At 70.9% G+C, this 23,877-nt stretch carries 27 protein-coding genes and 1 pseudogene; 12 read left to right on the forward strand and 16 right to left on the reverse strand.

Translation table 11 applies throughout. The features are described from left to right. Positions 1-178 precede the first annotated feature (178 nt). Positions 179-838: an ABATE domain-containing protein gene (locus ACFZDA_RS31985; RefSeq protein ID WP_391088453.1), complete on the forward strand. Its 660-nt coding sequence runs from the start codon at positions 179-181 to the stop codon at positions 836-838. Between the two features lie 65 nt (positions 839-903). On the opposite strand, the pseudogene sodX reads toward ACFZDA_RS31985, so the two are convergent. Further along, positions 904-1,413 (reverse strand): annotated as a pseudogene (sodX, locus tag ACFZDA_RS31990) (nickel-type superoxide dismutase maturation protease); the annotation flags it as partial. Here sodX and sodN point away from each other — a divergent pair. Beyond that, entirely contained in the window at positions 1,301-1,696 is a 396-nt protein-coding gene (sodN, locus tag ACFZDA_RS31995) for a superoxide dismutase, Ni (RefSeq protein ID WP_010040396.1), read from the forward strand. The pseudogene sodX and the gene sodN overlap by 113 nt on opposite strands. Before the next feature lie 76 nt (positions 1,697-1,772). Here sodN and ACFZDA_RS32000 read toward each other — a convergent pair whose 3' ends face one another. Continuing rightward, positions 1,773-2,006, reverse strand: coding sequence for a hypothetical protein (locus tag ACFZDA_RS32000; protein ID WP_391088454.1), 234 nt, complete (start codon positions 2,004-2,006; stop codon positions 1,773-1,775). Positions 2,007-2,022: 16 nt separating this feature from the next. Continuing rightward, a complete protein-coding gene (locus ACFZDA_RS32005; RefSeq protein ID WP_391088455.1) occupies positions 2,023-3,177 on the reverse strand; it encodes an inorganic phosphate transporter in 1,155 nt (384 codons plus the stop codon). A gap of 105 nt (positions 3,178-3,282) precedes the next feature. On the opposite strand from ACFZDA_RS32005, the gene ACFZDA_RS32010 reads away from it, so the two are divergent. Continuing rightward, positions 3,283-4,017, forward strand: a complete 735-nt coding sequence (locus ACFZDA_RS32010; RefSeq protein WP_391088457.1) for a VOC family protein — start codon at positions 3,283-3,285, stop codon at positions 4,015-4,017. On the opposite strand, the gene ACFZDA_RS32015 is transcribed toward ACFZDA_RS32010, so the two are convergent. From ACFZDA_RS32015 to ACFZDA_RS32035, 5 genes are all read right to left on the reverse strand, one after another. Then, positions 4,014-4,247, reverse strand: a complete 234-nt coding sequence (locus ACFZDA_RS32015; RefSeq protein WP_391088458.1) for a hypothetical protein — start codon at positions 4,245-4,247, stop codon at positions 4,014-4,016. The genes ACFZDA_RS32010 and ACFZDA_RS32015 overlap by 4 nt on opposite strands. A gap of 9 nt (positions 4,248-4,256) precedes the next feature. Beyond that, a complete protein-coding gene (locus tag ACFZDA_RS32020; RefSeq protein ID WP_391088460.1) occupies positions 4,257-5,477 on the reverse strand; it encodes a sigma-70 family RNA polymerase sigma factor in 1,221 nt (406 codons plus the stop codon). A 28-nt stretch (positions 5,478-5,505) separates the two neighbouring features. Further along, positions 5,506-5,919 (reverse strand): YciI family protein, encoded by a 414-nt coding sequence (locus tag ACFZDA_RS32025; protein WP_391088461.1) that lies wholly within the window; start codon positions 5,917-5,919, stop codon positions 5,506-5,508. An 84-nt stretch (positions 5,920-6,003) separates the two neighbouring features. Then, positions 6,004-6,306 carry a hypothetical protein gene (locus ACFZDA_RS32030; RefSeq protein ID WP_391088462.1) on the reverse strand — a complete coding sequence of 101 codons (303 nt, stop codon included), beginning with the start codon at positions 6,304-6,306 and terminating at the stop codon, positions 6,004-6,006. Between the two features lie 26 nt (positions 6,307-6,332). Beyond that, entirely contained in the window at positions 6,333-6,917 is a 585-nt protein-coding gene (locus ACFZDA_RS32035; protein WP_391088464.1) for a dihydrofolate reductase family protein, read from the reverse strand. A gap of 112 nt (positions 6,918-7,029) precedes the next feature. Between ACFZDA_RS32035 and ACFZDA_RS32040 the strand changes: the two genes are divergently transcribed. Continuing rightward, entirely contained in the window at positions 7,030-7,620 is a 591-nt protein-coding gene (locus ACFZDA_RS32040; RefSeq protein ID WP_391088469.1) for a TetR family transcriptional regulator, read from the forward strand. 66 nt (positions 7,621-7,686) lie between these two features. Here the strand turns inward: ACFZDA_RS32040 and ACFZDA_RS32045 are convergent, their stop codons facing one another. From ACFZDA_RS32045 to ACFZDA_RS32055, 3 genes are all read right to left on the reverse strand, one after another. Continuing rightward, complete coding sequence (locus ACFZDA_RS32045) at positions 7,687-8,304, reverse strand: GNAT family N-acetyltransferase (protein ID WP_391088471.1); 618 nt, start codon at positions 8,302-8,304, stop codon at positions 7,687-7,689. A gap of 357 nt (positions 8,305-8,661) precedes the next feature. Next, complete coding sequence (locus tag ACFZDA_RS32050; RefSeq protein WP_391088472.1) at positions 8,662-9,831, reverse strand: family 2 encapsulin nanocompartment cargo protein polyprenyl transferase; 1,170 nt, start codon at positions 9,829-9,831, stop codon at positions 8,662-8,664. Between the two features lie 111 nt (positions 9,832-9,942). Then, complete coding sequence (locus ACFZDA_RS32055) at positions 9,943-11,349, reverse strand: family 2B encapsulin nanocompartment shell protein (RefSeq protein ID WP_391088474.1); 1,407 nt, start codon at positions 11,347-11,349, stop codon at positions 9,943-9,945. 291 nt (positions 11,350-11,640) lie between these two features. Here ACFZDA_RS32055 and ACFZDA_RS32060 point away from each other — a divergent pair, with 291 nt between their 5' ends. After that, a complete protein-coding gene (locus ACFZDA_RS32060; protein ID WP_391088476.1) occupies positions 11,641-12,105 on the forward strand; it encodes a DUF6010 family protein in 465 nt (154 codons plus the stop codon). A 10-nt stretch (positions 12,106-12,115) separates the two neighbouring features. Further along, entirely contained in the window at positions 12,116-13,024 is a 909-nt protein-coding gene (locus ACFZDA_RS32065) for a pyridoxal-phosphate dependent enzyme (protein WP_391088478.1), read from the forward strand. A 230-nt stretch (positions 13,025-13,254) separates the two neighbouring features. Here the strand turns inward: ACFZDA_RS32065 and ACFZDA_RS32070 are convergent, their stop codons facing one another. After that, a complete protein-coding gene (locus ACFZDA_RS32070; RefSeq protein WP_391088480.1) occupies positions 13,255-14,853 on the reverse strand; it encodes a Na+/H+ antiporter in 1,599 nt (532 codons plus the stop codon). A 62-nt stretch (positions 14,854-14,915) separates the two neighbouring features. Here ACFZDA_RS32070 and ACFZDA_RS32075 point away from each other — a divergent pair, with 62 nt between their 5' ends. The 3 genes from ACFZDA_RS32075 (at position 14,916) to ACFZDA_RS32085 (ending at position 17,013) form a co-directional block, all read left to right on the forward strand. Further along, positions 14,916-15,176, forward strand: a complete 261-nt coding sequence (locus tag ACFZDA_RS32075; RefSeq protein WP_391088482.1) for a UBP-type zinc finger domain-containing protein — start codon at positions 14,916-14,918, stop codon at positions 15,174-15,176. 260 nt (positions 15,177-15,436) lie between these two features. Beyond that, on the forward strand, positions 15,437-15,850 hold the full coding sequence (locus tag ACFZDA_RS32080; RefSeq protein ID WP_003992877.1) for a hypothetical protein: 414 nt from the start codon (positions 15,437-15,439) through the stop codon (positions 15,848-15,850). Then, complete coding sequence (locus tag ACFZDA_RS32085) at positions 15,847-17,013, forward strand: SigB/SigF/SigG family RNA polymerase sigma factor (RefSeq protein WP_391088484.1); 1,167 nt, start codon at positions 15,847-15,849, stop codon at positions 17,011-17,013. The genes ACFZDA_RS32080 and ACFZDA_RS32085 overlap by 4 nt, the downstream gene beginning before the upstream one ends. A gap of 18 nt (positions 17,014-17,031) precedes the next feature. Here ACFZDA_RS32085 and ACFZDA_RS32090 read toward each other — a convergent pair whose 3' ends face one another. Next, the gene (locus ACFZDA_RS32090) at positions 17,032-17,472 is read right to left on the reverse strand and encodes a hypothetical protein (RefSeq protein ID WP_391088485.1); all 441 of its coding nucleotides are present in this window, start codon (positions 17,470-17,472) and stop codon (positions 17,032-17,034) included. A 115-nt stretch (positions 17,473-17,587) separates the two neighbouring features. Here ACFZDA_RS32090 and ACFZDA_RS32095 point away from each other — a divergent pair, with 115 nt between their 5' ends. Beyond that, entirely contained in the window at positions 17,588-18,556 is a 969-nt protein-coding gene (locus ACFZDA_RS32095) for a diacylglycerol kinase family protein (RefSeq protein ID WP_391088486.1), read from the forward strand. A gap of 319 nt (positions 18,557-18,875) precedes the next feature. Beyond that, positions 18,876-19,133 carry a WhiB family transcriptional regulator gene (locus ACFZDA_RS32100; RefSeq protein WP_003992873.1) on the forward strand — a complete coding sequence of 86 codons (258 nt, stop codon included), beginning with the start codon at positions 18,876-18,878 and terminating at the stop codon, positions 19,131-19,133. 229 nt (positions 19,134-19,362) lie between these two features. On the opposite strand, the gene ACFZDA_RS32105 is transcribed toward ACFZDA_RS32100, so the two are convergent. Further along, positions 19,363-20,829 (reverse strand): histidine kinase N-terminal domain-containing protein, encoded by a 1,467-nt coding sequence (locus tag ACFZDA_RS32105; RefSeq protein WP_391088650.1) that lies wholly within the window; start codon positions 20,827-20,829, stop codon positions 19,363-19,365. A 384-nt stretch (positions 20,830-21,213) separates the two neighbouring features. Beyond that, complete coding sequence (locus ACFZDA_RS32110) at positions 21,214-21,861, reverse strand: TetR family transcriptional regulator (protein ID WP_391088651.1); 648 nt, start codon at positions 21,859-21,861, stop codon at positions 21,214-21,216. A 169-nt stretch (positions 21,862-22,030) separates the two neighbouring features. Here ACFZDA_RS32110 and ACFZDA_RS32115 point away from each other — a divergent pair, with 169 nt between their 5' ends. Further along, positions 22,031-22,783 carry an SDR family oxidoreductase gene (locus ACFZDA_RS32115; protein ID WP_391088487.1) on the forward strand — a complete coding sequence of 251 codons (753 nt, stop codon included), beginning with the start codon at positions 22,031-22,033 and terminating at the stop codon, positions 22,781-22,783. On the opposite strand, the gene ACFZDA_RS32120 is transcribed toward ACFZDA_RS32115, so the two are convergent. Then, entirely contained in the window at positions 22,784-23,857 is a 1,074-nt protein-coding gene (locus ACFZDA_RS32120; protein WP_391088488.1) for an SIS domain-containing protein, read from the reverse strand. It lies immediately after the preceding gene. Positions 23,858-23,877: the final 20 nt, after the last annotated feature.

Below are 23,877 nucleotides of genomic sequence, written 5' to 3' on the forward strand. Positions count from 1 at the left end.
CACACACACCGAGGGGGCGGTACGGGGTTCCGTACCGCCCCCTCGGCGTGCTCCTTCGGGCGAACAGCGGGGTGTCCCGGGGTCCGTCCTCCAGCCCCTGCGTCGTAATACCCTGGAAGCACCACCAGCGGTTACAAGCGCGCACCCACGACGACCAAGCCCACCGTAAGGACTATACGTGGAACTGGCCTATTACTCGGACTACGCCGTGCGCCTCGTCAACACGGAGGAACCGGTCCGGGGCAAGGACACCCTGACGTCGGTCGAGGCGGTCCGCGACCTGTTCGTCGACAACCAGTCGGCGGCCCGCCGCACCACCGACGCGGACGTCACCCGGTTCCGCTCGGTCCGGGCAAGGCTGCGCGCGGTCTTCGAGGCGGCCGACACGGGGGACGAGACGCTCGCCGTGGACCTGCTGAACTCGCTGCTGCTGGAGTTCCCGGTGAGCCCGCAGATCTCCGGGCACGACGTCCGCGACGACGACGGCCGTCCCCTGTGGCACATGCACCTGGCGGACCACCCCTCCAACGCGACAGCGGGCTACGCGGCGATCGCGGCGATGGGCCTGGCGTTCCACCTGACCGAGTACGGCGTGGACCGGCTCGGCCTGTGCGAGGCCGCGCCCTGCCGCAACGCCTACCTGGACACCTCCACCAACCGCTCCCGGCGCTACTGCTCGGACCGCTGCGCGACCCGCGCCAACGTGGCGGCCTACCGCGCCCGCAAACGCCTCGAAGCGGCCCGCCCCGGCCTGCCCGACCACACGGGCCTGGCCGCCGACAGCGCCCAGCCCAGCAGCGCCCAGGGCGAACGCGGCCCGGGCTTGCGCGGCCGGTAGCGGAACCGGACCCGCCCCAGCACCAGGTCGTCGGGCACGACGCCGTAGTCGGTGCTGTCGCCGCCGGCGTACGCGTTGTCCCCGAGCACCCACCAGCCGTTCTCGCGCCGCTGGGAGATCCGCTTGACGACCAGCAGGTCCTGCTGGAAGGGATGCCGCAGCACGACCACGTCACCGGGCTTGACCCGGACTCCGTAGCGCACCAGGAGCCGGTCCCCGTGGTACAGCGTGGGCACCATGGACGGACCGGTCACCTCGGCCACCCCGAAGGGCGCGGCCGACCTCCCCCGCTCGGACTCCTGCGACAGCTCCGGCATCACCCGGCACCTCCCCGGTTCTTCGTCCACCAGTCTCAGTCTCACCCTGGACTTTTGTCCTAAGCCCATGGGGGCACTCGCGAAAACCGCTCCCCTACGGAGTAATGTCCCCTGTGAGAAGACGATCACGAGGAAGGAATGCTCCATGCTTTCCCGCCTGTTTGCCCCCAAGGTCAAGGTCAGCGCACACTGCGACCTTCCCTGCGGTGTGTACGACCCTGCCCAGGCCCGCATCGAGGCGGAGTCGGTGAAGGCCATCCAGGAGAAGATGGCCGGCAACGACGACCCGCACTTCCAGGCGCGTGCCACCACCATCAAGGAGCAGCGCGCGGAGCTCGCGAAGCACCACGTGTCCGTGCTGTGGAGCGACTACTTCAAGCCGCCGCACTTCGAGAAGTACCCCGAGCTGCACCAGCTGGTCAACGACACCCTCAAGGCCCTCTCCGCCGCCAAGGGTTCGACCGACCCGGCGACCGGCCAGAAGGCGCTGGACTACATCGCCCAGATCGACAAGATCTTCTGGGAGACCAAGAAGGCCTGAAGTCCACGGGCAGCCGAAGGGGCCCGGCCGGTTTCCCCGGCTGGGCCCCTTCGTCGTGGGCGGCGGCCGGTGCCGGTCAGTGGAACTGCGGGACGAGCAGCACGATCCCGTACGCCACCACGGCCGCGTAGGCGAGGAAGCACAGCGCCGCCTGGGTCAGGCCGAGGACAGAGGTACGGCCGTGCTGTTCGCGGGCGCCCTCCAGCCGGGCCAGGGCGAGGACGCCGAGGGCGAAGACGACGACCACGGCGACGGTGATGCCGATGCTCACCGCGGTCACCTGGCCGAGCGCGGTCCAGTCCGGATGCATGGCGACTTCCCTTCGTTCAGGCGGCCGCGCCGACCTTGGCGGGCGGCTCGGTGCGCAGGGTGACCTCGTGTGCGTCGTTGACGTTGTGCGCGTGCACCGGGTTGCGCCGCGAGACGGCCACGATGCCCGCGGCGAAGGCCGCGCCGACCAGGGCGACGACCGCCGTACCGAGGTCACCGCCGCTGCGCACCACGCTCGCCGCCAGGCCGCCGACCAGCGCGGCGGCGGGCAGCGTGATCAGCCACGCGACCGCCATGCGGCCCGCGACGCCCCAGCGGACCTCCGCGAGCCTGCGGCCGAGTCCCGCGCCGAGGATGCTGCCCGAGGCGACCTGGGTGGTGGACAGGGCGAAACCGAGGTGCGCGGACGTCAGGATGACGGTGGTGGAGGCGGTTTCGGCGGCGAAGCCCTGCGGTGACTGGATCTCGGTGAGGCCCTTGCCCATGGTGCGGATGATGCGCCAGCCGCCGAGATAGGTGCCGAGGCCGATGGCGAGGCCCGCGGACGCGATCACCCACAGGGGCGGTCCGGCGTGGTGGCCGAGCGCGCCGGCCGAGATCAGGGTGAGGGTGATGACGCCCATGGTCTTCTGCGCGTCGTTCGTGCCGTGCGCGAGGGAGACCAGCGACGCCGAGGCGATCTGACCGATCCGGAAGCCCTTGGTCACGGAGTCCTCGCGGGCGCGGTCGGTGAGCCGGTAGGCGAGGTAGGTGGCCAGCAGCGCGGCGACTCCGGCCACGACCGGCGAGGCCACCGCCGGCACCAGCACCTTCTCGACGACCTTGTCGAAGTTGACGCCGTCGCTGCCCGCCCCGACCCACACGGCCCCGATCAGCCCGCCGAACAGGGCGTGCGAGGAACTCGACGGCAGTCCGACCAGCCAGGTCAGCAGGTTCCACAGGATCGCCCCGACCAGCCCCGCGAAGATCATCCCCGGGGTGACGAGGGTGTCGTCCACGATGCCGCCCGAGATGGTTCTGGCGACCTCGGTGGACAGAAAGGCACCGATCACATTGAGGACACCGCTGATCAGGACCGCCGTACGCGGAGCGAGTGCGCCGGTGGCGATGGACGTGGCCATCGCGTTCGCCGTGTCATGGAATCCGTTGGTGAAGTCGAAGGCGAGCGCCGTCACGATGACGACCGCCACGAGGAACGTGATGTGGTCCATTCCTGAATGCGAACAGGGGCAGGCCAATAGGCGGGGAACGGCGAGGCAAGGGCGGGTCAAGGTTCACGCGGGTGGCGGCGACGCGCGCCTTCTACGATCGCGCCCATGAGGATCAGTTGGACGTACGCCTTCATCGACCGACCGCGGCAGGCCTTCGGCGCCGCCTGCGACTTCTGGACGGCGGTCACGGACACCCGACTGTCCGAACTGCGCGGAGAACACGACGAGTTCGTCACCCTGCTTCCCGACGGCGCCGACGCCTGCGTGAAGGTGCAGGCGGTCGGGCCGCCTTCCGGTGGCGCGCACCTCGACTTCTGTGTGGACGATGTAGCGGAGTTCGCCGCCGCGGCGGTGCGGCTCGGCGCGGGCGTCGTGACCGACGTCGGTTCGCTCGTCGTGTTGCGTTCGCCCGGTGGGCAGTTGTTCTGCGCGGATCCCTGGCGCGGGCAGTCGTCACGCCCGGGCGTGGTGCGGGGCAGCCGGCTCGACCAGGTGTGCGTGGACGCCGCGCCCTCGGCCTTCGACACCGAAGTCGCCTTCTGGAGCGCGCTGCTCACCGACTGGGAGTCGCTGCCGGGCAGCCTCCCCGAGTTCCATGTGGTCAAGCCGCCGCCCGGTCTGCCGGTCCGTCTGCTTCTGCAACGCCTCGACGAGGAACGCCCGGCCTCCGCCCACCTCGACCTCGCCTGCGCGAACGTCGCGGCGACCCGGGCGCGGCACGAGGAACTCGGAGCCGCCTTCGTGGCCGGCTTCTCCGGCTGGACCGTGATGCGCGACCCGGCGGGCGGCACGTACTGCCTGACGACCCGGGATCCGGTGACGGGCGGGGCCCGCGGCTAGCGCACTTCGGCGTAGGCGCACGCGGCGTGCTGTCCGGGCCTGTCCGGCGTCGGGCAGGGCGGCAGGTCAGGAGTCTCGCCGGGCTTGGTCTCCTCCCAGACGTACGGCCCCCTGGGCTCCGTCGAGTCCTGGAGCCACAGCGTCAGTCCGCCCGCGACGGTCACGGCGAGCGCCCACACGATCACAACCCGGCGCCATATCCTGCGGCGCCGTTCCCCCGTCATGCTCATGGCTCCACGCTAGTCCCTCAACCGCGCGGCCCGTCCCATGAGATAGCGCCGTTCGGGCAGGCTGAGGGTCTGTGCGGCCGCCGACTCGTAGGCGGCCCGGGCGGCTTGGGGATCGCCCGCGCGTTCCAGGAGGTGACCCCGTACGGCGTCCACACGGTGCCCCTTCAACTCGCCTGCCAAAGCGTCCAGTTCGGCCAGACCGGCGTGCGGGCCGCGGACCATGGCGACGGCGACCGCGCGGTTGAGGCGTTCGACGGGGCCGGGGACGAAGCGGACCAGGACGTCGTACAGGCCAAGGATCTCGGCCCAGTCCGTCGCCGCGGGCGAGGGTGCCTCGTCGTGGACGGCGGCGATCGCGGCCCGCAGCTGGTACGGCCCGGGGCGCCCCCCGGACAGCGCCCCGGTGACCAGCGCGACGCCCTCCTCGATCGCGCCCTTGTCCCAGCGGCCCCGGTCCTGCTCGTCGAGAGGGATCAACTCGCCGTGGGGTCCGCTGCGCGCGTCGCGGCGGGCGTCGGTGAGCAGCATCAGCGCGAGCAGTCCGGCCACCTCGCGGTCGTCGGGGAGCAGCCGGTGGACCGTACGGGTCAGGCGTATGGCCTCGCCCGCGAGGTCACGGCGCTGGAGAGCGGCTCCGGAGGTGGCCGTGTACCCCTCGTTGAAGATCAGGTAGAGGGTCTGGAGGACGGACGGCAGCCGCTCTTCCCAGCGCTCGGGGCGACCGAAGCGCACACCCCTCACCTTCTGCTTGGCCCGGCTGATGCGCTGCGCCATCGTCGCCTCCGGCACCAGATACGCGCGGGCGATCTCCGCTGTGGTCAGACCGCCGACGGCGCGCAGCGTGAGCGCGATCCGGGCGGACGGCGTCAGGTCCGGATGGCAGCAGAGGAAGAGCAGCGAGAGCGTGTCGTCCTCGCGGGGAGCCCGCTCGCCGGGCGGCGGGGCGGTGAAGGCATCGCGGGGTGTGAGCGCCGCCGCCCGCTCCTCGCGCTGCCGCCGGGCCTCCTCGCCGCGCAGGGCGTCGGTCAGCCGCCGCGAGGCGACCTTGATCAGCCAGCCGCGCGGATTGCCGGGCACGCCCGCCGAGGGCCACTGCGCGGCCGCCGCGAGCAGCGCCTCCTGTACGGCGTCCTCGGCGGCGTCGAAGTGTCCGTACCGCCTGACCAGCGCGCCGAGGACCTGCGGCGCGTCTCGGCGCAGCAGGTCCTCGATCCCGGGTGTGCTCCTCACCGGCGCGCCCGTCTGCGTGTCCAGGCCCTCAGATGTCCCCGGAGCCGTCCATGATCGGACGGATCACGACCGGGTAGTCGGGGGCACCGGCCGGCTGGGGGCACCTGGCGACGCGCTCGGCGATCTCGGTGACCCGCTCCAGGCTCTCGCACTCCAGGACCCAGTAGCCGGCCAGCAGCTCCTTGGTCTCGCTGTACGGGCCGTCGGTGATCACTGCCTTGCCGTCGTCATCGAGGGTGACGTGCCGGGTCTGGGCCGGCTCTGCCAGGCCCTGCCCGTCGACGAATTCACCCGTCTCGGAGAGGTCGTCGTTGATGGCTCCCATGTAGGCGAACATGGCCTGGAGCTCCTGCGCGCTCCACGCGGGGGAGTGTGCCGACGCCCTGCCGCGCATGGCGTCGTAGTCCGCCTGGGTGCCCTGCACCATGACCAGGTACTTCATCAGTCCGCTCCTTCGGCTCTCACCGCCCTGGTGGGCGGCTCTCACACGGGACGTCGGAGCCGGGCCGGGATTCTCGACACGGACTCAGGAATTTTTCGCGACGGTTTCCCCGAAGGCGTCGTCGTGCGGTGTCGTCGCAGGCGGGGCGGTGTCGTCGGCGGACCGGGGCGGGGCGGTGTCCTCGGCGGACCGGGAGGAGTCTGCGGCCCGGGAATCCTCGCCGGTCCGGCCGCCCTCGGCTTCTTCCGCTTCACAGGCCCCGCACTCGGGATTGCGGCAGGGGCCCGCCACCCACACGGGGACCCACGCGCCCAGCGTCTTGTGGCGCTGGACGACCGTTTCCACCGGCTGTCCACAGGCCGGACAGACGGGTCCTTCGCTGCCCATGTCCTCAGGGTAGGCCGGTCGGGGGTTCAGCGCTTCCTGCTGTACGTGCGCACCAGCAGCCCGTTGCCGAACGTGCGCACCGACTCGAGCGTGAAGTCCGAGATCGCGATGCCCGAGCCGAACATCGGCATGCCCGTGCCGTACACGAGCGGGTAGGTCTTGATGACGAGTTCGTCGATCTCGTCGAGCAGTTCACCCGCGACCTCGGAGCCGCCGCACAGGTAGATGCCGAACTCGCCGTCCTCGGCCTTCAGTTCGCGGACCTTCCCGGCCAAGTCGTCCGCGATGATCTCGACGTTCGGGTCGGGCGACTCCTTCAGGGTGCGGGAGGCGACGTACTCGCGCAGGTGGGCGTACGGGCTGGTGATGCCCTCCTTCAGGGCGAGGTCGTAGCTGCCGCGGCCCTGGATGACGGTGTCGAACCGCTTGTTCGGCAGGTCGTCGAAGCCGAGGGCGCGGCGGCCCTGCGTGGCCGCGGTCTCCGGATACTCCGCCTTCAGGAAGGCGAGGAACTCCTCGTCGAGGAAGCGGAACATCGACGTCGCATCGCCGTCCGGGTCTCCGATGAAGCCGTCGATCGAACAGGCGATGAAGTACGTGAGCTTTCGCAAGCCGGTCTCTTTTCATAGGCTACCACTGCAACGACTTCAGTTGTAGTACTCCTGATGTAGTGGTTGCAAGGGATTTACCGCGAACCGCGGAAAGTGGGAGAAGGGACTCCGCATGGTCAGCAATCCCGGGCGCCGGGCCGCGCTCGTCGACGCCGGTGTCGAGGTACTCGCGCGCGAGGGAGCGCGCGGACTGACGTTCCGCGCGGTGGACGCGGAGGCGGGCGTGCCCGTGGGCACGGCCTCCAACTACTTCACGGACCGGGCCGACCTGCTGCGCCAGATCGACACCCGGCTGCACGTGCGGCTCGCGCCCGACCCCGACGTGGTCACCGAACTGATGACCCGCCCCAAAGACCGCTCCCTGGTCACAGCCTTCATGGACGACCTGATGACCCGCGCGACCCGCGACCGCACGGGCTATCTGGCCCTCATGGAGCTGCGCCTGGAGGCCACCCGGCGTCCCGAACTGCTCGCCTCCTACACCAAGTCGGTCCGCGGTGACCTGGAGGAGGCCCTGGAGTTCCACCGAACGGCCGGCCTCCCCGGCGGCGACGAGTCCGTCGCCGTGCTGTACCTGGCCATGCTCGGCCTGCTCCTGGAGCACCTGACCCTGCCGGGCGTCCTGGAGGGTGTACTGCCCGGGGTGAGCGTGCCGGAGGGGCTGGTGGAGAAGATCGTGGCGACGGTGCTGCCGGAGGGATAGGAGGCGGCGAGGCCGGGTGGGCGGGGGCGTGGTCGGGCCGGCCGGGCCGGGCATCGGCGGAGAGGACTAGGACGCGGTCCCGGCGGTGCGGGGCTCGCGCCACATCGGCCACATCCTCGGGCCGCCCTCCGGCAGGTCGAGCACCGAGCCGGCGAGTTCGAAGCCGAGGCGCTCGTACAGCTTGCGGCTGCGGGCGCTGCTCGCCTCCAGATAGGCGGGCAGTCCCTCACGGTCGCAACGATCGAGGACGGACTCGATGAGCGCCGTGCCGAGACCCTCGCCCTGGCGGACGGGGGCCACGCCGATCATCCACAGGTACTCGTGGGCCCGCCCGGAGGGATGGATGGCGGCGGTCAGCCGGGCGATCGCCTCGATGCGTTCGTTGCCCGGGTCGACGGCCTGACGTATCCGAGCCGGACTGTCGTCCTCGGTGTCGCCGTCATGGTCGTCGGCCGGCATGGACAGCCACAGGGCACAGGCCGAACCGTCCTCGATGAGGTCGATGCGCCCGGCCTCGAGCACGATGTCGGTGAACGCGGCCATGAGCCCGGGGTGGTTGACACGACGGTCCTCCGCCCCGGGGAAGACCCAGCCGCTCACGGGGTCGTCCTGGAACGCCTCGTCCAGCAGCCGGACAATCAGCTCCCGGTCCCCCACGCCCGCCGTACGGATCGCCACACCCATGTCCCGCCCCTTCACTTGTCCGACGGGCGTTGATCGTAGGGGGGTTGGGAATCGCCCCGGCGCCTGGGGCGGCAGCTTGGCGGGATTTCATCGGACAGTTATCCGAAGCGCCTGTCGTCGCCCTAGGGGGCGGGTCCCGCACACCGTGGGGAAGTGCGGGACCCGCCTGACCGGAGGCCGGGGCCGTGCGGAGTCAGGAGCCGCACAGCCCCGCCGCTCCGGAGTCCTGGCCTTCGCCCACCCGAAGGCCGACTCAGGTGCCGCCGACGGCCGATTGCCACACAGCCGACCGGTGCCGACGGCCCGACGCCCGCACCGTCGCCTGGTGCCAACGGCCGATTGCCACACCGCCGGAGGTCAACTGCTGCGCCGTGTGACGAACTCCGCGAGGGCCAGGAGACCGCCCGCCGACTCCGGGTCCGGCACCGCGCGGGCCAGTTGCTGCATCGCCCGGGCCATCCGGTCGGCCGCCTGGTTCTGCGCCCAGTCACGGCCGCCCGCCCGCTCCACGGTCAGGGCGATGTGGTCGAGGTCCTCCTTCTCGCCGGGCCGTGCGTACAGTTCGGCCAGTTCCGCGGCCGCCGGCGTGCCGGAGGCGAAGGCCGCCACAACCGGCAGGGACTTCTTGCGGGCGGCCAGGTCCGCGCCGACGGGTTTGCCGGTGCGGCGCGGGTCGCCCCATATGCCGATGACGTCGTCGATGAGCTGGAAAGCGAGCCCGGCCTCCCGGCCGAACGCGTCCAGCGCGGCCACGTCCGCGTCCCCGGCGCCCGCGTAGAGCCCGCCGAGCGCACAGGCGCTCCCCAGCAGTGCGCCCGTCTTGGACTCCGCCATGGCGAGCACCTCGTCGAGCGTGACCTCGTCAGGAGCGCGCTGCTCCATGGCCGTGTCCGCGTGCTGTCCCGCGCACAGTTCGACCACGCAGTCCGCGAGCCGGGCGATGGCTGCCGGGGCCGCCGGATGCGGGTCCTCGGCGAGCAGCCGCACGGCCAGCGCCTGGAGGGCGTCCCCGGCGAGGATCGCGTCGGCATCACCGAACACGGTCCAGGCGGTGGGCCGGTGGCGCCGGGTGGTGTCCCGGTCCATCACGTCGTCGTGCAGCAGCGTGAAGTTGTGGATCAGCTCCACCGCCGCGGCAGCCCGGACCGCGGCCGCCCGCGCCTCGGGCCCGCCGACGGCGGCCGCCGCGGCGAGGACGAGCGCGGGCCGGATCGCCTTGCCGGAGCCACCCTCGCCCGGCGTGCCGTCCGCCTGCTCCCAGCCGAAGTGGTAGAGCGCGATCCGGCGCATCGGTCCGGGCAGGGAGCCGAAAGCGTCCCGCAGTACCGGGTCGACCTCCGCCCGGGCGCGCTCCAGGAGCATGACCGCCTCGTGGCCCTCGTCAGGTCCCGGCCGGCCGTCCCGCTGCGTCCCGATGAGCCCTCGCCCTTCCGGCGCCCCGGCCGCATGCCCGGGCTCGGTACCGTGCTGCCCACCGGGGGCGGGCAGCGTCGTCTGCGTCCTGAACTCCGTAAGGGACTCACTCATGGGACCGCCTCGGAGACTGAGCGGACGGTGGAGCGTCCGCTGCCGCTGGGCGCGTACCCCGAGGGTGTACCCACGCTGCGGGGCGCGGACACGGCCGGCGTACCGGAAGCGTCACCGCCAGCGGCCGATCTCGACGTTCTCCAGGACGCCGAGCGCGTCCGGTACCAGGACAGCGGCCGAGTAGTAGGCCGTGACCAGGTACTTGATGATGGCCTGTTCGTTGATGCCCATGAAGCGCACCGACAGGCTCGGCTCGATCTCGTCCGGGATGCCGGAGGCCCGCAGGCCGATGACGCCCTGGTCGCTCTCGCCGGTACGCATGGCGATGATCGACGTCGTCCGCTCCGGCGTCACCGGGATCTTGTTGCACGGGAAGATCGGCACCCCGCGCCAGGTGGGGATGCGGTTGCCGGCCATGTCGATGGTCTCGGGGACGAGCCCTCGCGTGTTGAGTTCACGGCCGAACGCGGCGATCGCGCGCGGGTGGGCGAGGAGCAGTTTGGTGCCGCGGCGCCTGCTGAGCAGTTCGTCCAGGTCGTCCGGGCCGGGCACGCCGTCGTGGGGCTGGATCCGCTGGTCGTACTCGCAGTTGTGCAGGAGACCGAAGTCGCGGTTGTTGATGAGCTCGTGCTCCTGGCGCTCCTTGAGCGCCTCGACCGTCAGCCGGATCTGCTGCTCGGTCTGGTTCATGGGCTGGTTGTAGAGGTCGGCCACGCGCGTGTGGATGCGCAGGACGGTCTGGGCGACGCTCAGCTCGTACTCACGGGGCCTGGCCTCGTAGTCGACGAAGGTGTGCGGGATGTCCGGCTCACCGGAGTGGCCGGCGGCGAGGTCGATCTCCTTCTCGCCGTACTTGTTGGAGCGCTGCGAGGGGATCGAGCGGCGCTGCTGGAGGTGTTCGCGCAGCGTGTCCGAGCGCTCGGCGATCTGCGCGAACTCCGCGCGGGGCAGGACCAGGACGGTGCACGGAGTGAGCGCGCGGGCCGTGTACTCCCAGATCGCGTCCTCGTTCAGCAGCGCGTCGTCGCCGAAGTAGGCGCCGTCGGCGAGGATGCCGAGGGACTCGTCGTCCCCGTACGGGCCCGTGCCGACTTTCTCCACCCGGCCGTGCGCCAGCAGGTACACCTCGTCGGACGGGCTGCCGAACGAGGCGATCACCTCGCCCGCGGCGATCTCCCGCTGCTCGCAACGCCGGGCGACCTCGAAGAGCACCTCCTCGTCCTCGTACGACCGCAGCGCCGGCAGTTCGCCCAGTTCCGCGGGGATGACCTCGACGCGGTCGCCGGTCTTCACGAACGTCAGCCGGCCGTCGCCCACGGCGAACGTCAGCCGCCGGTTCACCCGGTACGTACCGCCCTGGATGTCGACCCAGGGCAGCATCCGCAGCAGCCAGCGGGAGCTGATCTCCTGCATCTGTGGCACGGACTTGGTCGTGGTGGCCAGGTTCCGCGCGGCCGCCGTGCCGAGACTCTGCTGCGGCTTGGTCTGCTCCGCGCGGACCTCTTCGCCTACCGACATAGAGAACTGCCCTCCCGGTTGTGACCGACGCCCATATGCCTCGGGCATCGATGTGCACGACCAAGCCTTCCGCACACAGCGTCGTGGTGCTATTACACGAAAGAGCGGGAATGGATCTTCGTACGACTGGGCAGGGCCCGCTTTTTCCGCCCGGACGCGGGCGGCACGAACCGGACCCGGGCGGCTGGCGACAACCCGTCAGTACCTGTCGGTAATGCCGCTGGGGAGCGCGCGGTACCGGACCTAGCGTGGTGATCCGTTCCTGCCACCCACTTTGGAGACGGCTCCCCCATGCAGTACATCGCGCCGATCGGCATCGGCATCCTCTACGCCCTGTTGATGTCCCTCGTCCGCGAACCGCACCGGCGGCGACTGAACGCGGTCATGGTCGGCGGCGCCGGCGCGGCGTACCTCAGCGGCGGCGGCATGGGCGGCTGGGAGTTCCCCTTCACCGTGCTGCTCACCTACGTCGCCTTCCGCGGCCTGGAGTCGTGGACGTGGATCGGCATCGGCTGGCTGCTGCACACGGCGTGGGACATCGTCCACCACATCAAGGGCGACCCGATCATCCCCTTCGCCCACACCTCCTCCCTGGGCTGTGCGATCTGCGATCCCGTGATCGCCCTCTGGTGCCTGCGGGGCGGCCCGTCACTCATCGACCTCGTGCGCGGCCGCCGCCGGTCCGGGCAGCCGCAGACCGGCCCGGGCTCGCGGGACGGCGTCAGCCCCGAGTCCCCCTCCCCCACCTCCGGGTGACAATGGCCCGGTGACCAGCCCCGACACCCCCGGATCCGCCGTGCTGCGTCCCCGGCTGCCCTCACCGGTGCAGGAGGTCGCGGACAGCCGGTTCGAGCGGCACGGCGTGCGGTTGGTACTGAAGCGGGACGACCTGATCCACCCGGAGCTGATCGGCAACAAGTGGCGCAAGCTGGCACCGAACCTCGCGGCCGCGGCCGGCCGTACCCTCGTCACCTTCGGGGGCGCCTACTCCAACCACCTGCGTGCCACGGCCGCGGCCGGCCGGCTGCTGGGCATCCACACGGTCGGCGTCGTGCGCGGCGAGGAGCTGGCCGGCCGGCCCCTCAACCCCTCGCTGACCCGCTGTACGGCCGACGGCATGCGGCTGCACTTCGTCGACAGGGCCACGTACCGCCGCAAGTCCGAGCCGCGGACGCTGGCCGCGATCCTGCGCGGGACGGACGCGGAGGAGGCGTACGTCGTCCCCGAGGGCGGCAGCAACGCGCAGGCCGTACGCGGCTGCCGGGCGCTCGGCGCCGAACTGCACGGCCGGGCCGATGTCGTCGCCGTGGCCTGCGGCACCGGCGGCACTCTGGCCGGACTGGCGGCCGGACTCACACCTGGGCAGCGCGCCCTCGGTGTCCCGGTCCTCAAGGGCGGCTTCCTGACCGCCGAGGTCAGGGACCTGCAACAGCAGGCCTTCGGAGGCCCGCGCGGCACCTGGAGCCTCGACGACCGCTTCCACTTCGGCGGCTACGCGCGCGTGCCCGACGAGCTCGAAGCCTTCGCCACGGACTTCGAGCAGCGCCATGGACTGCCCGTCGAACGCCTGTATGTCGCCAAGCTGCTGTACGGACTCGTCACCTTGACCGGCGAAGGCGCCTTCCCGCGCGGGACGACGGTGGCGGCCGTGATCACCGGGCGCCCGTTCCCGTGACGCCCGCCTCCCGTTCCCGGGACGCCCGCCGCCCATTTCCCTGACGCCCGCCGCCGCGCCCAGGACACCCGCCGCCCATTTCCCTGACGCCCGCCGCCGCGTTCGGGACACCCGCCGCCATGCCCGGGACACCGGCCGCCGTACCCGGGACACCCGCCGCCCTTCCGGTGACACCCGCCAGCCCTCCCCGACGCACCGCAGCGCGCCCCGCCGTCCGTCGCTCCCCACCCCTACGCCGCCTCCCGGAAGGCCGCCGCCTCCTCCAGGTCCAGCCTGCGCAGCAGCGTCCGCAGCATCTCGTCGTCGATGTACCGGGCGTCCCGAAGCTTGACGAACACCTCGCGCTCGGTGCTGATCATCTCCCGCGACAGCCGCCGGTAGGTGTCGTCGACGGACTCCCCCGTGACCGGGTTGGCCTGCCCGAGGCGTTCCCAGACGGCGTTGCGGCGGCGCTCCAGGACGATGCGGAGCCGGTCGGTGAGCGGGGCGGGCAGGGCGTTGCGTTCGTCGGTGAGGAGCTCGTCAAGGCGCCGCTCGGCGGCCCGGGAGGCCTGCGCCTGGGCGTTCGCCTCGGCCAGTGTCTCGGCCTGTGTGTCCCGTCCGGGGAACTTCAGCAGACGGATCAGCGGGGGCAGGGTGAGACCCTGCACGACCAACGTGCCGATGACGGTCGTGAAGGTCAGGAAGAGGATGAGGTTGCGGTGCGGGAAGGGCTCCGCGCCGTCGTGCAGGGTGAGCGGGATAGAGAACGCGATGGCCAGCGAGACCACGCCCCGCATACCGGCCCACGCGATCACGAACGGCCCCCTCCAGGTCGGATTCGCCTCCCGCTCCCGGATCCGGGCCGACAGCAGCCGCGGCAGGAAGGTCGCCGGGTACACCCACACGAACCGGGTGGCGACGACGACCAGGAAGACGGCAACCGCGTACCAGGCGGCAAGGGCCCCCTCGTACGCCCCGAGTCCCCTCAGCACCACGGGCAGCTGGAGGCCGATCAGGGCGAACACCGCCGACTCCAGGACGAAGGCGACCATCTTCCACACCGCCTCCTCCTGGAGCCGCGTGGCGAAGTCGACCTCCCACGCGCGGTGGCCCAGGTAGAGCGCCACGACGACGACCGCGAGGACGCCGGAGGCGTGCACCTGCTCGGCGACGGCGTACGCGACGAACGGGGTCAGCAGGGAGAGCGTGTTCTGGAACAGCGCCTCCTTCACGTGCGTGCGAATCCAGTGGATCGGCGCCATCAGCACGAGCCCGGCCACGACGCCGCCGACCGCCGCGAGCAGGAACTCTGCGATGCCGCCGGCCCAAGTCGCGCCCTCGCCGACGGCGGCGGCCAGGGCCACCCGGTAGGCGGTGATCGCGGTGGCGTCGTTGAGCAGGGACTCGCCCTGGAGGATCGTGGTGATCCGCGACGGCAGCCCGACCCGGCGGGCCACGGCCGTCGCCGCGACCGCGTCCGGCGGGGCCACCACCGCGCCGAAGACCAGTGCCGCGGTCAGCGGCAGGTCCGGTACGAGCATGTACAGGGCCCAGCCGACGGCGAAGGTCGCGAACAGCACGTACCCGACGGACAGCAGGGCGACCGGCCGCAACTGCGCCCGCAGGTCCAGGTACGAGCTGTCGGTGGCGGCCGTGTGCAGCAGCGGGGGCAGCAGGAGCGGCAGGACGACGTGCGGGTCGAGGGTGTAGTCCGGCACGCCGGGGACGGCACTGACCGCGAGCCCGACCGCCACCAGCAGAAGCGGCGCGGGAACCGGTGTGCGCCTGGCCACCGCGGCGATCCCCGCGCTGCCCGCCACCAGCAACAGCAGTGGCATCACGTCCATCGTTCTCGCCCGCCCTCTTTTTTCCACGCGGTCTTCGGCGCGACCGTCGTAACCTGGCAATCATGAAACAGTGCACGCATGCCGACGCGCTGCCGCACCCCGACCCCGTCCCGCTCAGCGAGACGTGTCCGGCGTGCCTGGCGGAGGGCATGGATCCGGTGCAACTGCGGCTGTGCCTGAGCTGCGGTCACGTCGGGTGCTGCGACTCCTCGCCGGGGCGGCACGCGGCGGAGCACCACAAGGAGTCCGGGCATCCCGTGATGCGGACCCATGAGCCCGGGGAGACCTGGCGCTGGTGCTTTGTCGATCATGTCCTGGTGTGACGCGACAGGACCCCGGCGCCGGACGGTTCGACCGTCTGACGTCTGGGTACGTCAACCCGGCGCGCGCTCTTCCCTTTTGGGCCCGCCTACCCCCTAGACACGGAGCGTATCCACAGGTTTACTGTGAGTGACGGCACGGGGTTGGGGTCCCGGGGACAGGACCATTGAGAGCGCGATAGCGTCACCGCTGAACCACGTATCGCGTTACCCCGGGGGGCGACCCTCGGCCCTGAAACGCTTGTACCACCATGGAGGTGAGGGTGTCCCAGATCGCAGGCGAGCCCGCGACTCAGGACTTCGTGGAAGTCCGGCTGCCGGCCGCGGGTGCCTACCTGTCGGTGCTGCGTACGGCCACGGCCGGTCTCGCGGCCCGTTTGGACTTCACCCTCGACGAGATCGAGGACCTGCGCATCGCGGTGGACGAGGCCTGCGCGATCCTGCTTCAGCAGGCCGTGCCCGGCTCGGTGCTCAGCTGTGTCTTCCGCCTCGTCGACGACTCGCTCGAGGTCACCGTCTCGGCGCCGACCACGGATGGTCATGCCCCCTCGCGGGACACCTTCGCCTGGACGGTCCTGTCCGCTCTGGCGGGCAAGGTCTCCTCCGCCGTGGACAAGGACAAAACCGTTTCGATCAGCCTCTACAAACAGCGCGGCGCGGGACCCGGGCCGGCGTGAGGAACGAGGACGGGCCGGTGCGGGACGAAGAGCGCGGCACACGAGAGCTGCCGGTCAAGGGCACGGCCCCGGGCGAGGACGCGGCGCCCTGCGGCACCCGGCGCATGGCGGACGGCATCGACGGCATCCCCGAGCAGGCCCGCCCGCATCCCGAGGACGACTCCGAGGGGGCCGTCCTCCCGGGAGGCGAGCGGCGGGACAGGGACGGTGCCGTGCGGAGCGCGCCTCCGGGCGGAGGGATCGCGGCATCTCCCGCCCAGGGGGGTCCTCCCACTCGCGCGAAGCCGGGAGTGGAGGAGGAGGCGAGGGCTCGGGGAAGGGCGACGGGCGGGACGATGAGCGAGCACGAGCGACACTCCGAGGACGCAGCGCCGCGCGCGCACCACGCACAGGGTGCGCAGCACGGCTCCCCGGACCGCAGCGGGGCGCGCGACATGTTCCTCAAGCTGCGCACCCTCAGCCCGGGCAGCCCCGAGTACGCCGAGCTGCGCAACCAGCTGGTCCGCATGCACCTGCCGCTCGTCGAGCATCTCGCGCGGCGCTTCCGCAACCGCGGCGAGCCGCTGGACGACCTCACCCAGGTCGCCACGATCGGGCTGATCAAGTCGGTCGACCGCTTCGACCCGGACCGCGGCGTGGAGTTCTCCACGTACGCGACCCCCACGGTCGTCGGCGAGATCAAGCGGCACTTCCGCGACAAGGGCTGGGCGGTGCGCGTCCCACGCCGCCTCCAGGAGCTGCGCCTGTCGCTGACCACGGCCACGGCCGAGCTCTCGCAGTTGCACGGCCGCTCCCCCACGGTCCACGAGCTCGCCGAGAAGCTGGCGATCTCGGAGGAGGAGGTCCTGGAGGGCCTGGAGTCCGCCAACGCGTACTCCACGCTGTCCCTGGACGTCCCCGACACCGACGACGAGTCCCCGGCGGTCGCGGACACCCTCGGCGCGGAGGACGAGGCGCTGGAGGGCGTGGAGTACCGGGAGTCCCTCAAGCCGCTGCTGGAGGACCTCCCGCCGCGCGAGAAGCGGATCCTGCTGCTGCGGTTCTTCGGCAACATGACCCAGTCGCAGATCGCGCAGGAGGTCGGCATCTCGCAGATGCACGTCTCGCGGCTGCTGGCGCGCACACTGGCGCAGCTCCGGGAGAAGCTCCTCGTCGAGGAGTGACGGCTCCCTGACGGACGGCTACTTCTCCGCGTTGCCGGGCCCTCGGATCCCCAGGGCCCGGGTCGTCTCGGGGTTCACGAGCAGGACCAGCGCCGCGACGGCCACGACCGCGAGGGCGATCCCGGCCGGAATGGCCATGCTGTCGGCCTGCAGCAGGTTGTAGGCCACCGGCAGCGCCATGATCTGGGTGATGACGGCCGGGCCGCGGCTCCAGCTGCGGCGGCCGAGCAGCCCGCGTGCGGCGAGCAGCGGAAGCAGTGCGAGCACGACCAGCGTGATGCCTCCGGTGACGGCTTGCTGCCGATCGTCCGGATGCCCCGTGAGGCCGAGGACGACGATCCAGACGCCGCCGACGACCAGCGCGAGCCCTTCCAGTGCGGCCAGCAGCGCGGCGTACGTCAGCCGCCGCGGGCGGGGGCCGGTGATGTCCGGGGTGGTGGGGGTCTGCTCACTGCTCACCCCTGAAGAGTAGCCCTGGTCGTACGCGCCCTCGTGGTGAGGTTCACCCCCGCTCTCTTACCTGATCCCTACCTCGGTCTGGGCCCGGTACCACCCAGTAGGTACGCTGCCAGTCATGCGTGCACTTCTCGTGGTCAATCCGGCGGCAACCACCACAAGTGCGCGTACACGCGACGTACTGATCCACGCGCTCGCCAGCGAGATGAAGCTGGAAGCGGTCACGACCGAGTACCGCGGCCACGCGCGCGACCTGGGCCGGCACGCGGCGGAGAGCGACGACATAGACCTGGTGGTGGCCCTCGGCGGCGACGGCACGGTCAACGAGGTGGTCAACGGCCTCCTGCACGCCGGCCCCGACCCGGGGCACCTCCCCGGCCTCGCCGTGGTCCCGGGCGGCTCCACCAACGTCTTCGCCCGCGCCCTGGGCCTGCCCAACGACGCGGTGGAAGCCACCGGGGCCCTGCTGGACGCCCTGCGCGACGGCAGCGAACGCACCGTCGGCCTGGGCCTGACCTCCGGCACGCCGGGCACGGAGGACGAGGCGGTGCCCTCCCGCTGGTTCACCTTCAACGCGGGGCTCGGCTTCGACGCCGGCGTGGTCGGCCGCGTGGAGCAGCACCGCGAGCGCGGCCGGAAATCCACACACGCCCTTTACGTCCGCCAGGTCGTGCGCCAACTCCTCGGGGAGCCGAACCGCCGGCACGGGACGATCACGCTGGAGCGGGCGGGCGAGGATCCGGTCACCGATCTGGTGCTGTCCATAGTCTCGAACACCTCTCCGTGGACGTTTCTGGGGAATCGCCCGATCTACGCGGCACCTAAGGCCTCGTTCGATACCGGACTGGATCTCTTCGGTCTCAGCCGGCTGTCCACGGCGGCGGTTGCCCGGTATGGCACCCAGTTGCTCACTTCGTCCCCCGAGCGCGGACCCCATGGCAAACACGCCACCTCTCTGCACGATTTGACCGAGTTCACCTTGCATTCGAAGGTGCCACTCCCCCTCCAGATGGACGGTGACCACCTGGGGCTGCGGACAAGCGTGACGTTCACAGGCGTTCGCCGTGCACTGCGTGTGATTGTGTGAGCAGAACTGGCTAAAGTCCTTTCACTCGAACGTTTAGGCCAGGATCCACCCCATGGAAGTACGGCTGTGACCTAGTCGACACCGAAGAATCAAAAAAAACTTTCCAGAAGGGGTTGTATCCGCCGCTGAGGTTTGCGAGTCTCTACGTGGCGATCGGGACGGCCCGCAACATCGGCCTCCACTGATCACCAGAACCCCTCTTCAATTCACAGGACCCACGCCAGGGAACCTGGCGGTCGGCCCTTCACTTGTTGAGGGATTCGTGAAAGCGTTCACATTCACAAGCACTTGCACGTAATACCAAGGAGAGGTAGCAGCCATGGACTGGCGTCACAACGCCGTTTGCCGCGAGGAAGACCCCGAGCTCTTCTTCCCCATCGGCAACACCGGTCCTGCGCTGCTGCAGATCGAGGAAGCCAAGGCCGTCTGCCGTCGCTGCCCGGTGATCGAGCAGTGTCTGCAGTGGGCGCTCGAGTCCGGCCAGGACTCCGGCGTCTGGGGTGGTCTCAGCGAGGACGAGCGCCGCGCCATGAAGCGCCGCGCCGCCCGCAACCGGGCCCGTCAGGCCTCCGCCTGACAACCCACCCCTGCTGACAGCCTGAGCTTGGCGGCGCGTGTGCCTGTCGGCATCACTCCGTTGACAGCGAGTACGCATCTCCCGCCCCCGAGCCGCAGCGCGCAGTTCCCCCGATGCGCTTAGTTAAGCAGCAACGAGCTTTAGCCCTGGGCCATGTGATGGCCCAGGGCTCAATGCTTTTCCGGGCCTCCGCCGAAAGACGCGCACCGGCCCCGAGGTGCTGCCGCTTCTACTTCCGCACCGGCACCGGGATGTCCAGGATCACCCGGGTGCCGCGCTCCGGGGCCGGAACCATGTCGAAGGTGCCCCCCAACTCGCCCTCCACCAAGGTGCGTACGATCTGGAGGCCGAGATTGCCCGCGGTCTTCGGATCGAAACCTTCCGGCAGGCCGACGCCGTCGTCCTGGACGGTGACCAGCAGGCGGGCCTCCTTGGAGGTGCCGCCGCGGACCGCGGACACCTCGACCGTGCCGGTGTCGCCCTCGCGGAAGCCGTGCTCCAGAGCGTTCTGCAGAACCTCGGTCAGCACCATCGACAGCGGCGTGGCGACCTCGGCGTCGAGGATGCCGAACCGGCCGGTGCGCCGGCCGGCGACCTTGCCCGGGGAGATCTCCGCGACCATCGCCAGGACGCGGTCGGCGATCTCGTCGAACTCCACGCGCTCGTCCAGGTTCTGGGAGAGCGTCTCGTGCACGATCGCAATCGATCCGACGCGTCGCACCGCCTCCTCCAGGGCCTCGCGGCCGCGGTCGGATTCGATGCGCCGGGCCTGGAGGCGGAGCAGGGCCGCCACCGTCTGGAGGTTGTTCTTGACGCGGTGGTGGATCTCCCGGATCGTCGCGTCCTTGGTGATCAACTCGCGTTCGCGGCGGCGGAGTTCGGTGACGTCGCGGAGCAGGACCAGCGAGCCGATGCGCGTGCCCTTGGGTTTGAGGGGGATCGCGCGGAACTGGATGACCCCGTCGGTGGCCTCGATCTCGAACTCCCGCGGCGCCCAGCCGCTGGCGACCTTGGCGAGCGCCTCGTCCACCGGGCCCCTGGTCGGGGCGAGTTCGGCGGTGGTCTTGCCCAGGTGCTGGCCGACGAGGTCGGAGGCGAGGCCCAGACGGTGATAGGCGGACAGCGCGTTCGGAGAGGCGTACTGGACCATGCCGTCGGCGTCGAGCCGGATCAGGCCGTCACCCACCCGGGGCGAGGCATCCATGTCGAGCTGCTGGTTCGCGAACGGGAAGGAGCCGGCCGCGATCATCTGCGCGAGGTCGGAGGCACTCTGGAGATAGGTGAGCTCCAGGCGGCTCGGGGTGCGCACGGTGAGGAGGTTGGTGTTGCGCGCGATGACGCCGAGGACGCGCCCCTCACGCCGCACGGGGATCGACTCGACCCGGACGGGAACCTCTTCGCGCCACTCGGGGTCCCCCTCGCGCACGATGCGGCCCTCGTCGAGGGCGGCGTCCAGCATCGGGCGGCGGCCACGCGGGACGAGGTGGCCCACCATGTCGTCCTGGTAGGACGTCGGACCGGTGTTGGGCCGCATCTGCGCGACGGATACATACCGCGTGCCGTCGCTGGTGGGGACCCAGAGCACCAGGTCGGCGAAGGAGAGGTCGGAGAGCAGCTGCCACTCCGAGACCAGCAGGTGGAGCCACTCGAGATCCGTGTCGTCGAGGGCGGTGTGCTGGCGTACGAGTTCGTTCATGGAGGGCACGTGAGCGAGCGTACCCGGGGGTTTGTACGGCTCTGAAATGTACAGCCCCGGACCGGTACGGGCTTCTGGAACACCCGCGGGCCGCGGCGCCTGAGAGGGACCCTCAACCCTCCCGGCACCGCAGCCCGGAGCAGTATCGGCCGTGGGGTGTGCGGTCCCGGTCGGCCGAAGGACGAGGAGCCGGGGCAGTCAGGGCAGAGAGCCTCGGTTCCTCTGTCCGCCTTCCTGTGCGGGGAAGGCGGAGGCTGGTGAGCGCTGCACACGCGCTCTCATCACGCATTGTGGACTAGACCACTCATGGGTGTCCATGCGTTGGAGGCTGTTCGTTGTTGTTAATTATCCGGCGGCTCGGACGCGCCGGCGTCCTCCCGCAGCCTAACCCGTGTGGGTTCCTGTGCGGGGCCAGATGGACATGGCAATTTCCGCGACCGCTTCCAGCTCCTCCCGGCTCGCGCCGTCCCGTGCCTGCTGCGACATACCCTGGATCATCGCCCCGGTGTGCCGGGCCAGGGCGGCGGCGTCGGTGCCCGGGGGCAGCACGCCTGCGGCGACATCGGCTCGGACGCGGCTCTCGAACGCGGCGATGTTGGCGTTGCGGCGGTCTCGCAGCGACTGTTCGACCTCGGGGGTCGAGCAGTTCGCGGCGGCGTGGACGACGAGGCAGCCGTGCGGATGGCCGGGTTCCGTGTACGCGGTCGCGGCCTCGCGCAGCATGCGCTCGACGGCGTCCCGGGCGGTGGGTTCCTCGGCGAGGGCCCGGTCCGTGAACGAGCCGTACCGCGTGCCGTAGACCTGGACGACCTCCTCGAAGAGGGACTGCTTGTCGCCGAAGGCCGCGTAGAGGCTGGGGGCTCCTATGTCCATGACGCGGGTGAGGTCGGAGACGGACGTGGCCTCGTAGCCGTGCTCCCAGAAGGCCAGGAGCGCCTTCTCCAGGGCGGTCTCACGGTCGAAGGAGCGGGGGCGGCCGCGGGGCCTGCCCTTGGCCTTGCCCGTGGCCGTTCCGCCCGTCGGGCCACTCATGGCGGTTCCGCTGCTCTCGCTCGTCACGGTTCCGTGCCCCTCGGTCCTGGCGGTCCCGTCGTCGTTCACCATGGAGTGCATTTTATAGCGGGCACTAGAAAATTGTCGGCGCGCTGCTGTACGGTTATTTCTGTAGCGACCGCTAGAGAAATACGAAGGGGGCGCCGCCATGGGCGTGCTCACAGGCAGGACGGCACTCGTCACGGGGGCGAGCAGGGGCATCGGGCGAGGGATCGCCGAGCGGCTGGGGCGCGACGGCGCGCGGGTCGGGGTGCACTACGGCAGGAACGAGACGGCGGCGAAGGAGACGGTCGCGGCGATCGAGGCGGCAGGCGGCTCGGCGTTCACGGTGGGCGTGGAGCTGGGACTGCCGGGGGACGCCGAAGCGCTGTGGGCGGAGTTCGACCGGCACGCGGACGGGCTGGACATCCTGGTGAACAACGCCGGGATCGGCAACACGCGGCCGATCCAGGAGCTGGAGGAACCGGAGTACGACAGGGTCTTCGCGGTGAACGTGAAGGCGCCGTTCTTCATACTCAAGCAGGGCATGACGCGGCTGCGGGACGGCGGCCGGGTCGTCAACATATCGTCGGGACTGGCCCGGACGGCGGCGATGCCGGACAACATGGCCTACGCGATGACGAAGGGCGCGCTGGACGTCCTCTCGCGGGACCTGTCCAAGGTGCTGGGCCCTCGGGGCATCACGGTGAACTCGGTGGCGCCGGGGATCATCGACACGGACAACACGGCCCCGCTGCTGCACGGCAGTGCCGACGGCTGGGCGAAGGCCGCGGCACTTGCGGCGCTGGGCGGGGTGGGGGAGCCGGCCGAAGTCGCCGATGTGGTGGCGTTCCTGGTCTCGGACGGGGGGCGGTGGGTGACGGGGAGCTGGGTGGATGTGACCGGGGGTTCGCTCACGTAGTCAACGTGTCTCCGTCACCTTCGCCAGCGCCCTGGGCGCGTCCGGGTCCTGGCCGCGGGCGAGGGTGACCTCGTGGGCCAGGAGCTGGAGGGGAATGATCTCCAGGACGGGCTGGACCTCCTCGGCGACGTCCTGCGTAGGCAGGACGAATCCGGCCGACGCCTGCTCGACCTGGTGCCTGGGGCCGATGACGACCAGGTCGGCACCGCGTCCGCGCAGCCGGTCGAGGACCGGCTGGAGCGCTTCACCGCCCTTGCCGTCGGTGACCACGGCGATGACCGGGGAGACGTTGTCGACCATGGCGAGTGGCCCGTGCAGCAGGTCGGCGCCGGAGTAGGAGAGGGCGGGGATGTAGCTGGTCTCCATCAGCTTGAGGGCGGCCTCCTTCGCCGTGGGGTAGCCGTAGCCGCGCGAGGTGATCACCATGCGCTCGGCGAAGCGGTAGCGGGCGGCGAGCGCGCGCACCTCGTCCTGCCGGGCGAGTAGGTTCTCGGCGAGATCCGGCAGCACGCGCGCGGGCGCGCCGTCGCCATCGCGCAGGCCCTCGACGAACAGGTAGAGCGCGAGAAGGGAGGCGGTGTACGTCTTGGTCGCGGGGAGGGCCTTCTCCGGTCCGGCCATGATGTCGATGTGGTACTCGGAGACGCCGGCGAGGCGCGAGTCCGGGTTGTTGGTGACGGCGAGGGTGATCGCGCCGGCCTCGCGGGCGGCCCGCGTCGAGGCGACCAGGTCGGGAGAGCCGCCGGACTGGCTGACGGTGACGACCAGGACGTCCGTGAGGTCGGGCCGGGCGCCGTAGGCCGTGGTCGTGGACATCGAGGTGAGTCCGCAGGGCAGGCCGAGCCGGATCTCCAGGAGGTACTTGGCGTAGAGGGCGGCGTTGTCGGAGGTGCCGCGGGCGGTCAGCAGGACGAAGCGGGGAGCGCGGGCGGCGATCCGCCGTGCCACGTCCCGGATGGCGGGGGCGCCGTCGGCCAGGATCCGGCGCAGGACGGCGGGCTGTTCCGCCATCTCCCGGGCCATGATCCGGCCCGGGCGCTCGCTGAGGGTGTCCGGTGTGGCGGCGGCGTTCATGGCGCGGTTCCTTCCGGGCG

Source organism: Streptomyces sp. NPDC007991, assembly GCF_042958445.1.
Taxonomy (GTDB): domain Bacteria; phylum Actinomycetota; class Actinomycetes; order Streptomycetales; family Streptomycetaceae; genus Streptomyces.

Coding starts and splice junctions, on each gene's coding strand:
- ACFZDA_RS32030 (WP_391088462.1), bottom strand. CDS start 6,306: ATGGGCAGCGAAGGACCCGTCTGTCCGGCCTGTGGACAGCCGGTGGAA.
- ACFZDA_RS32120 (WP_391088488.1), bottom strand. CDS start 23,857: ATGAACGCCGCCGCCACACCGGACACCCTCAGCGAGCGCCCGGGCCGG.
- ACFZDA_RS32025 (WP_391088461.1), bottom strand. CDS start 5,919: ATGAAGTACCTGGTCATGGTGCAGGGCACCCAGGCGGACTACGACGCC.
- ACFZDA_RS32040 (WP_391088469.1), top strand. CDS start 7,030: ATGGTCAGCAATCCCGGGCGCCGGGCCGCGCTCGTCGACGCCGGTGTC.
- ACFZDA_RS32095 (WP_391088486.1), top strand. CDS start 17,588: ATGCGTGCACTTCTCGTGGTCAATCCGGCGGCAACCACCACAAGTGCG.
- ACFZDA_RS32100 (WP_003992873.1), top strand. CDS start 18,876: ATGGACTGGCGTCACAACGCCGTTTGCCGCGAGGAAGACCCCGAGCTC.
- ACFZDA_RS32070 (WP_391088480.1), bottom strand. CDS start 14,853: ATGGACGTGATGCCACTGCTGTTGCTGGTGGCGGGCAGCGCGGGGATC.
- ACFZDA_RS32115 (WP_391088487.1), top strand. CDS start 22,031: ATGGGCGTGCTCACAGGCAGGACGGCACTCGTCACGGGGGCGAGCAGG.
- ACFZDA_RS32105 (WP_391088650.1), bottom strand. CDS start 20,829: ATGAACGAACTCGTACGCCAGCACACCGCCCTCGACGACACGGATCTC.
- ACFZDA_RS32005 (WP_391088455.1), bottom strand. CDS start 3,177: ATGGACCACATCACGTTCCTCGTGGCGGTCGTCATCGTGACGGCGCTC.
- ACFZDA_RS32055 (WP_391088474.1), bottom strand. CDS start 11,349: ATGTCGGTAGGCGAAGAGGTCCGCGCGGAGCAGACCAAGCCGCAGCAG.
- ACFZDA_RS32015 (WP_391088458.1), bottom strand. CDS start 4,247: ATGAGCATGACGGGGGAACGGCGCCGCAGGATATGGCGCCGGGTTGTG.
- ACFZDA_RS32050 (WP_391088472.1), bottom strand. CDS start 9,831: ATGAGTGAGTCCCTTACGGAGTTCAGGACGCAGACGACGCTGCCCGCC.
- ACFZDA_RS32045 (WP_391088471.1), bottom strand. CDS start 8,304: ATGGGTGTGGCGATCCGTACGGCGGGCGTGGGGGACCGGGAGCTGATT.
- ACFZDA_RS32000 (WP_391088454.1), bottom strand. CDS start 2,006: ATGCATCCGGACTGGACCGCGCTCGGCCAGGTGACCGCGGTGAGCATC.
- ACFZDA_RS32075 (WP_391088482.1), top strand. CDS start 14,916: ATGAAACAGTGCACGCATGCCGACGCGCTGCCGCACCCCGACCCCGTC.
- ACFZDA_RS32110 (WP_391088651.1), bottom strand. CDS start 21,861: ATGAGTGGCCCGACGGGCGGAACGGCCACGGGCAAGGCCAAGGGCAGG.
- ACFZDA_RS32010 (WP_391088457.1), top strand. CDS start 3,283: ATGAGGATCAGTTGGACGTACGCCTTCATCGACCGACCGCGGCAGGCC.
- ACFZDA_RS32060 (WP_391088476.1), top strand. CDS start 11,641: ATGCAGTACATCGCGCCGATCGGCATCGGCATCCTCTACGCCCTGTTG.
- sodN (WP_010040396.1), top strand. CDS start 1,301: ATGCTTTCCCGCCTGTTTGCCCCCAAGGTCAAGGTCAGCGCACACTGC.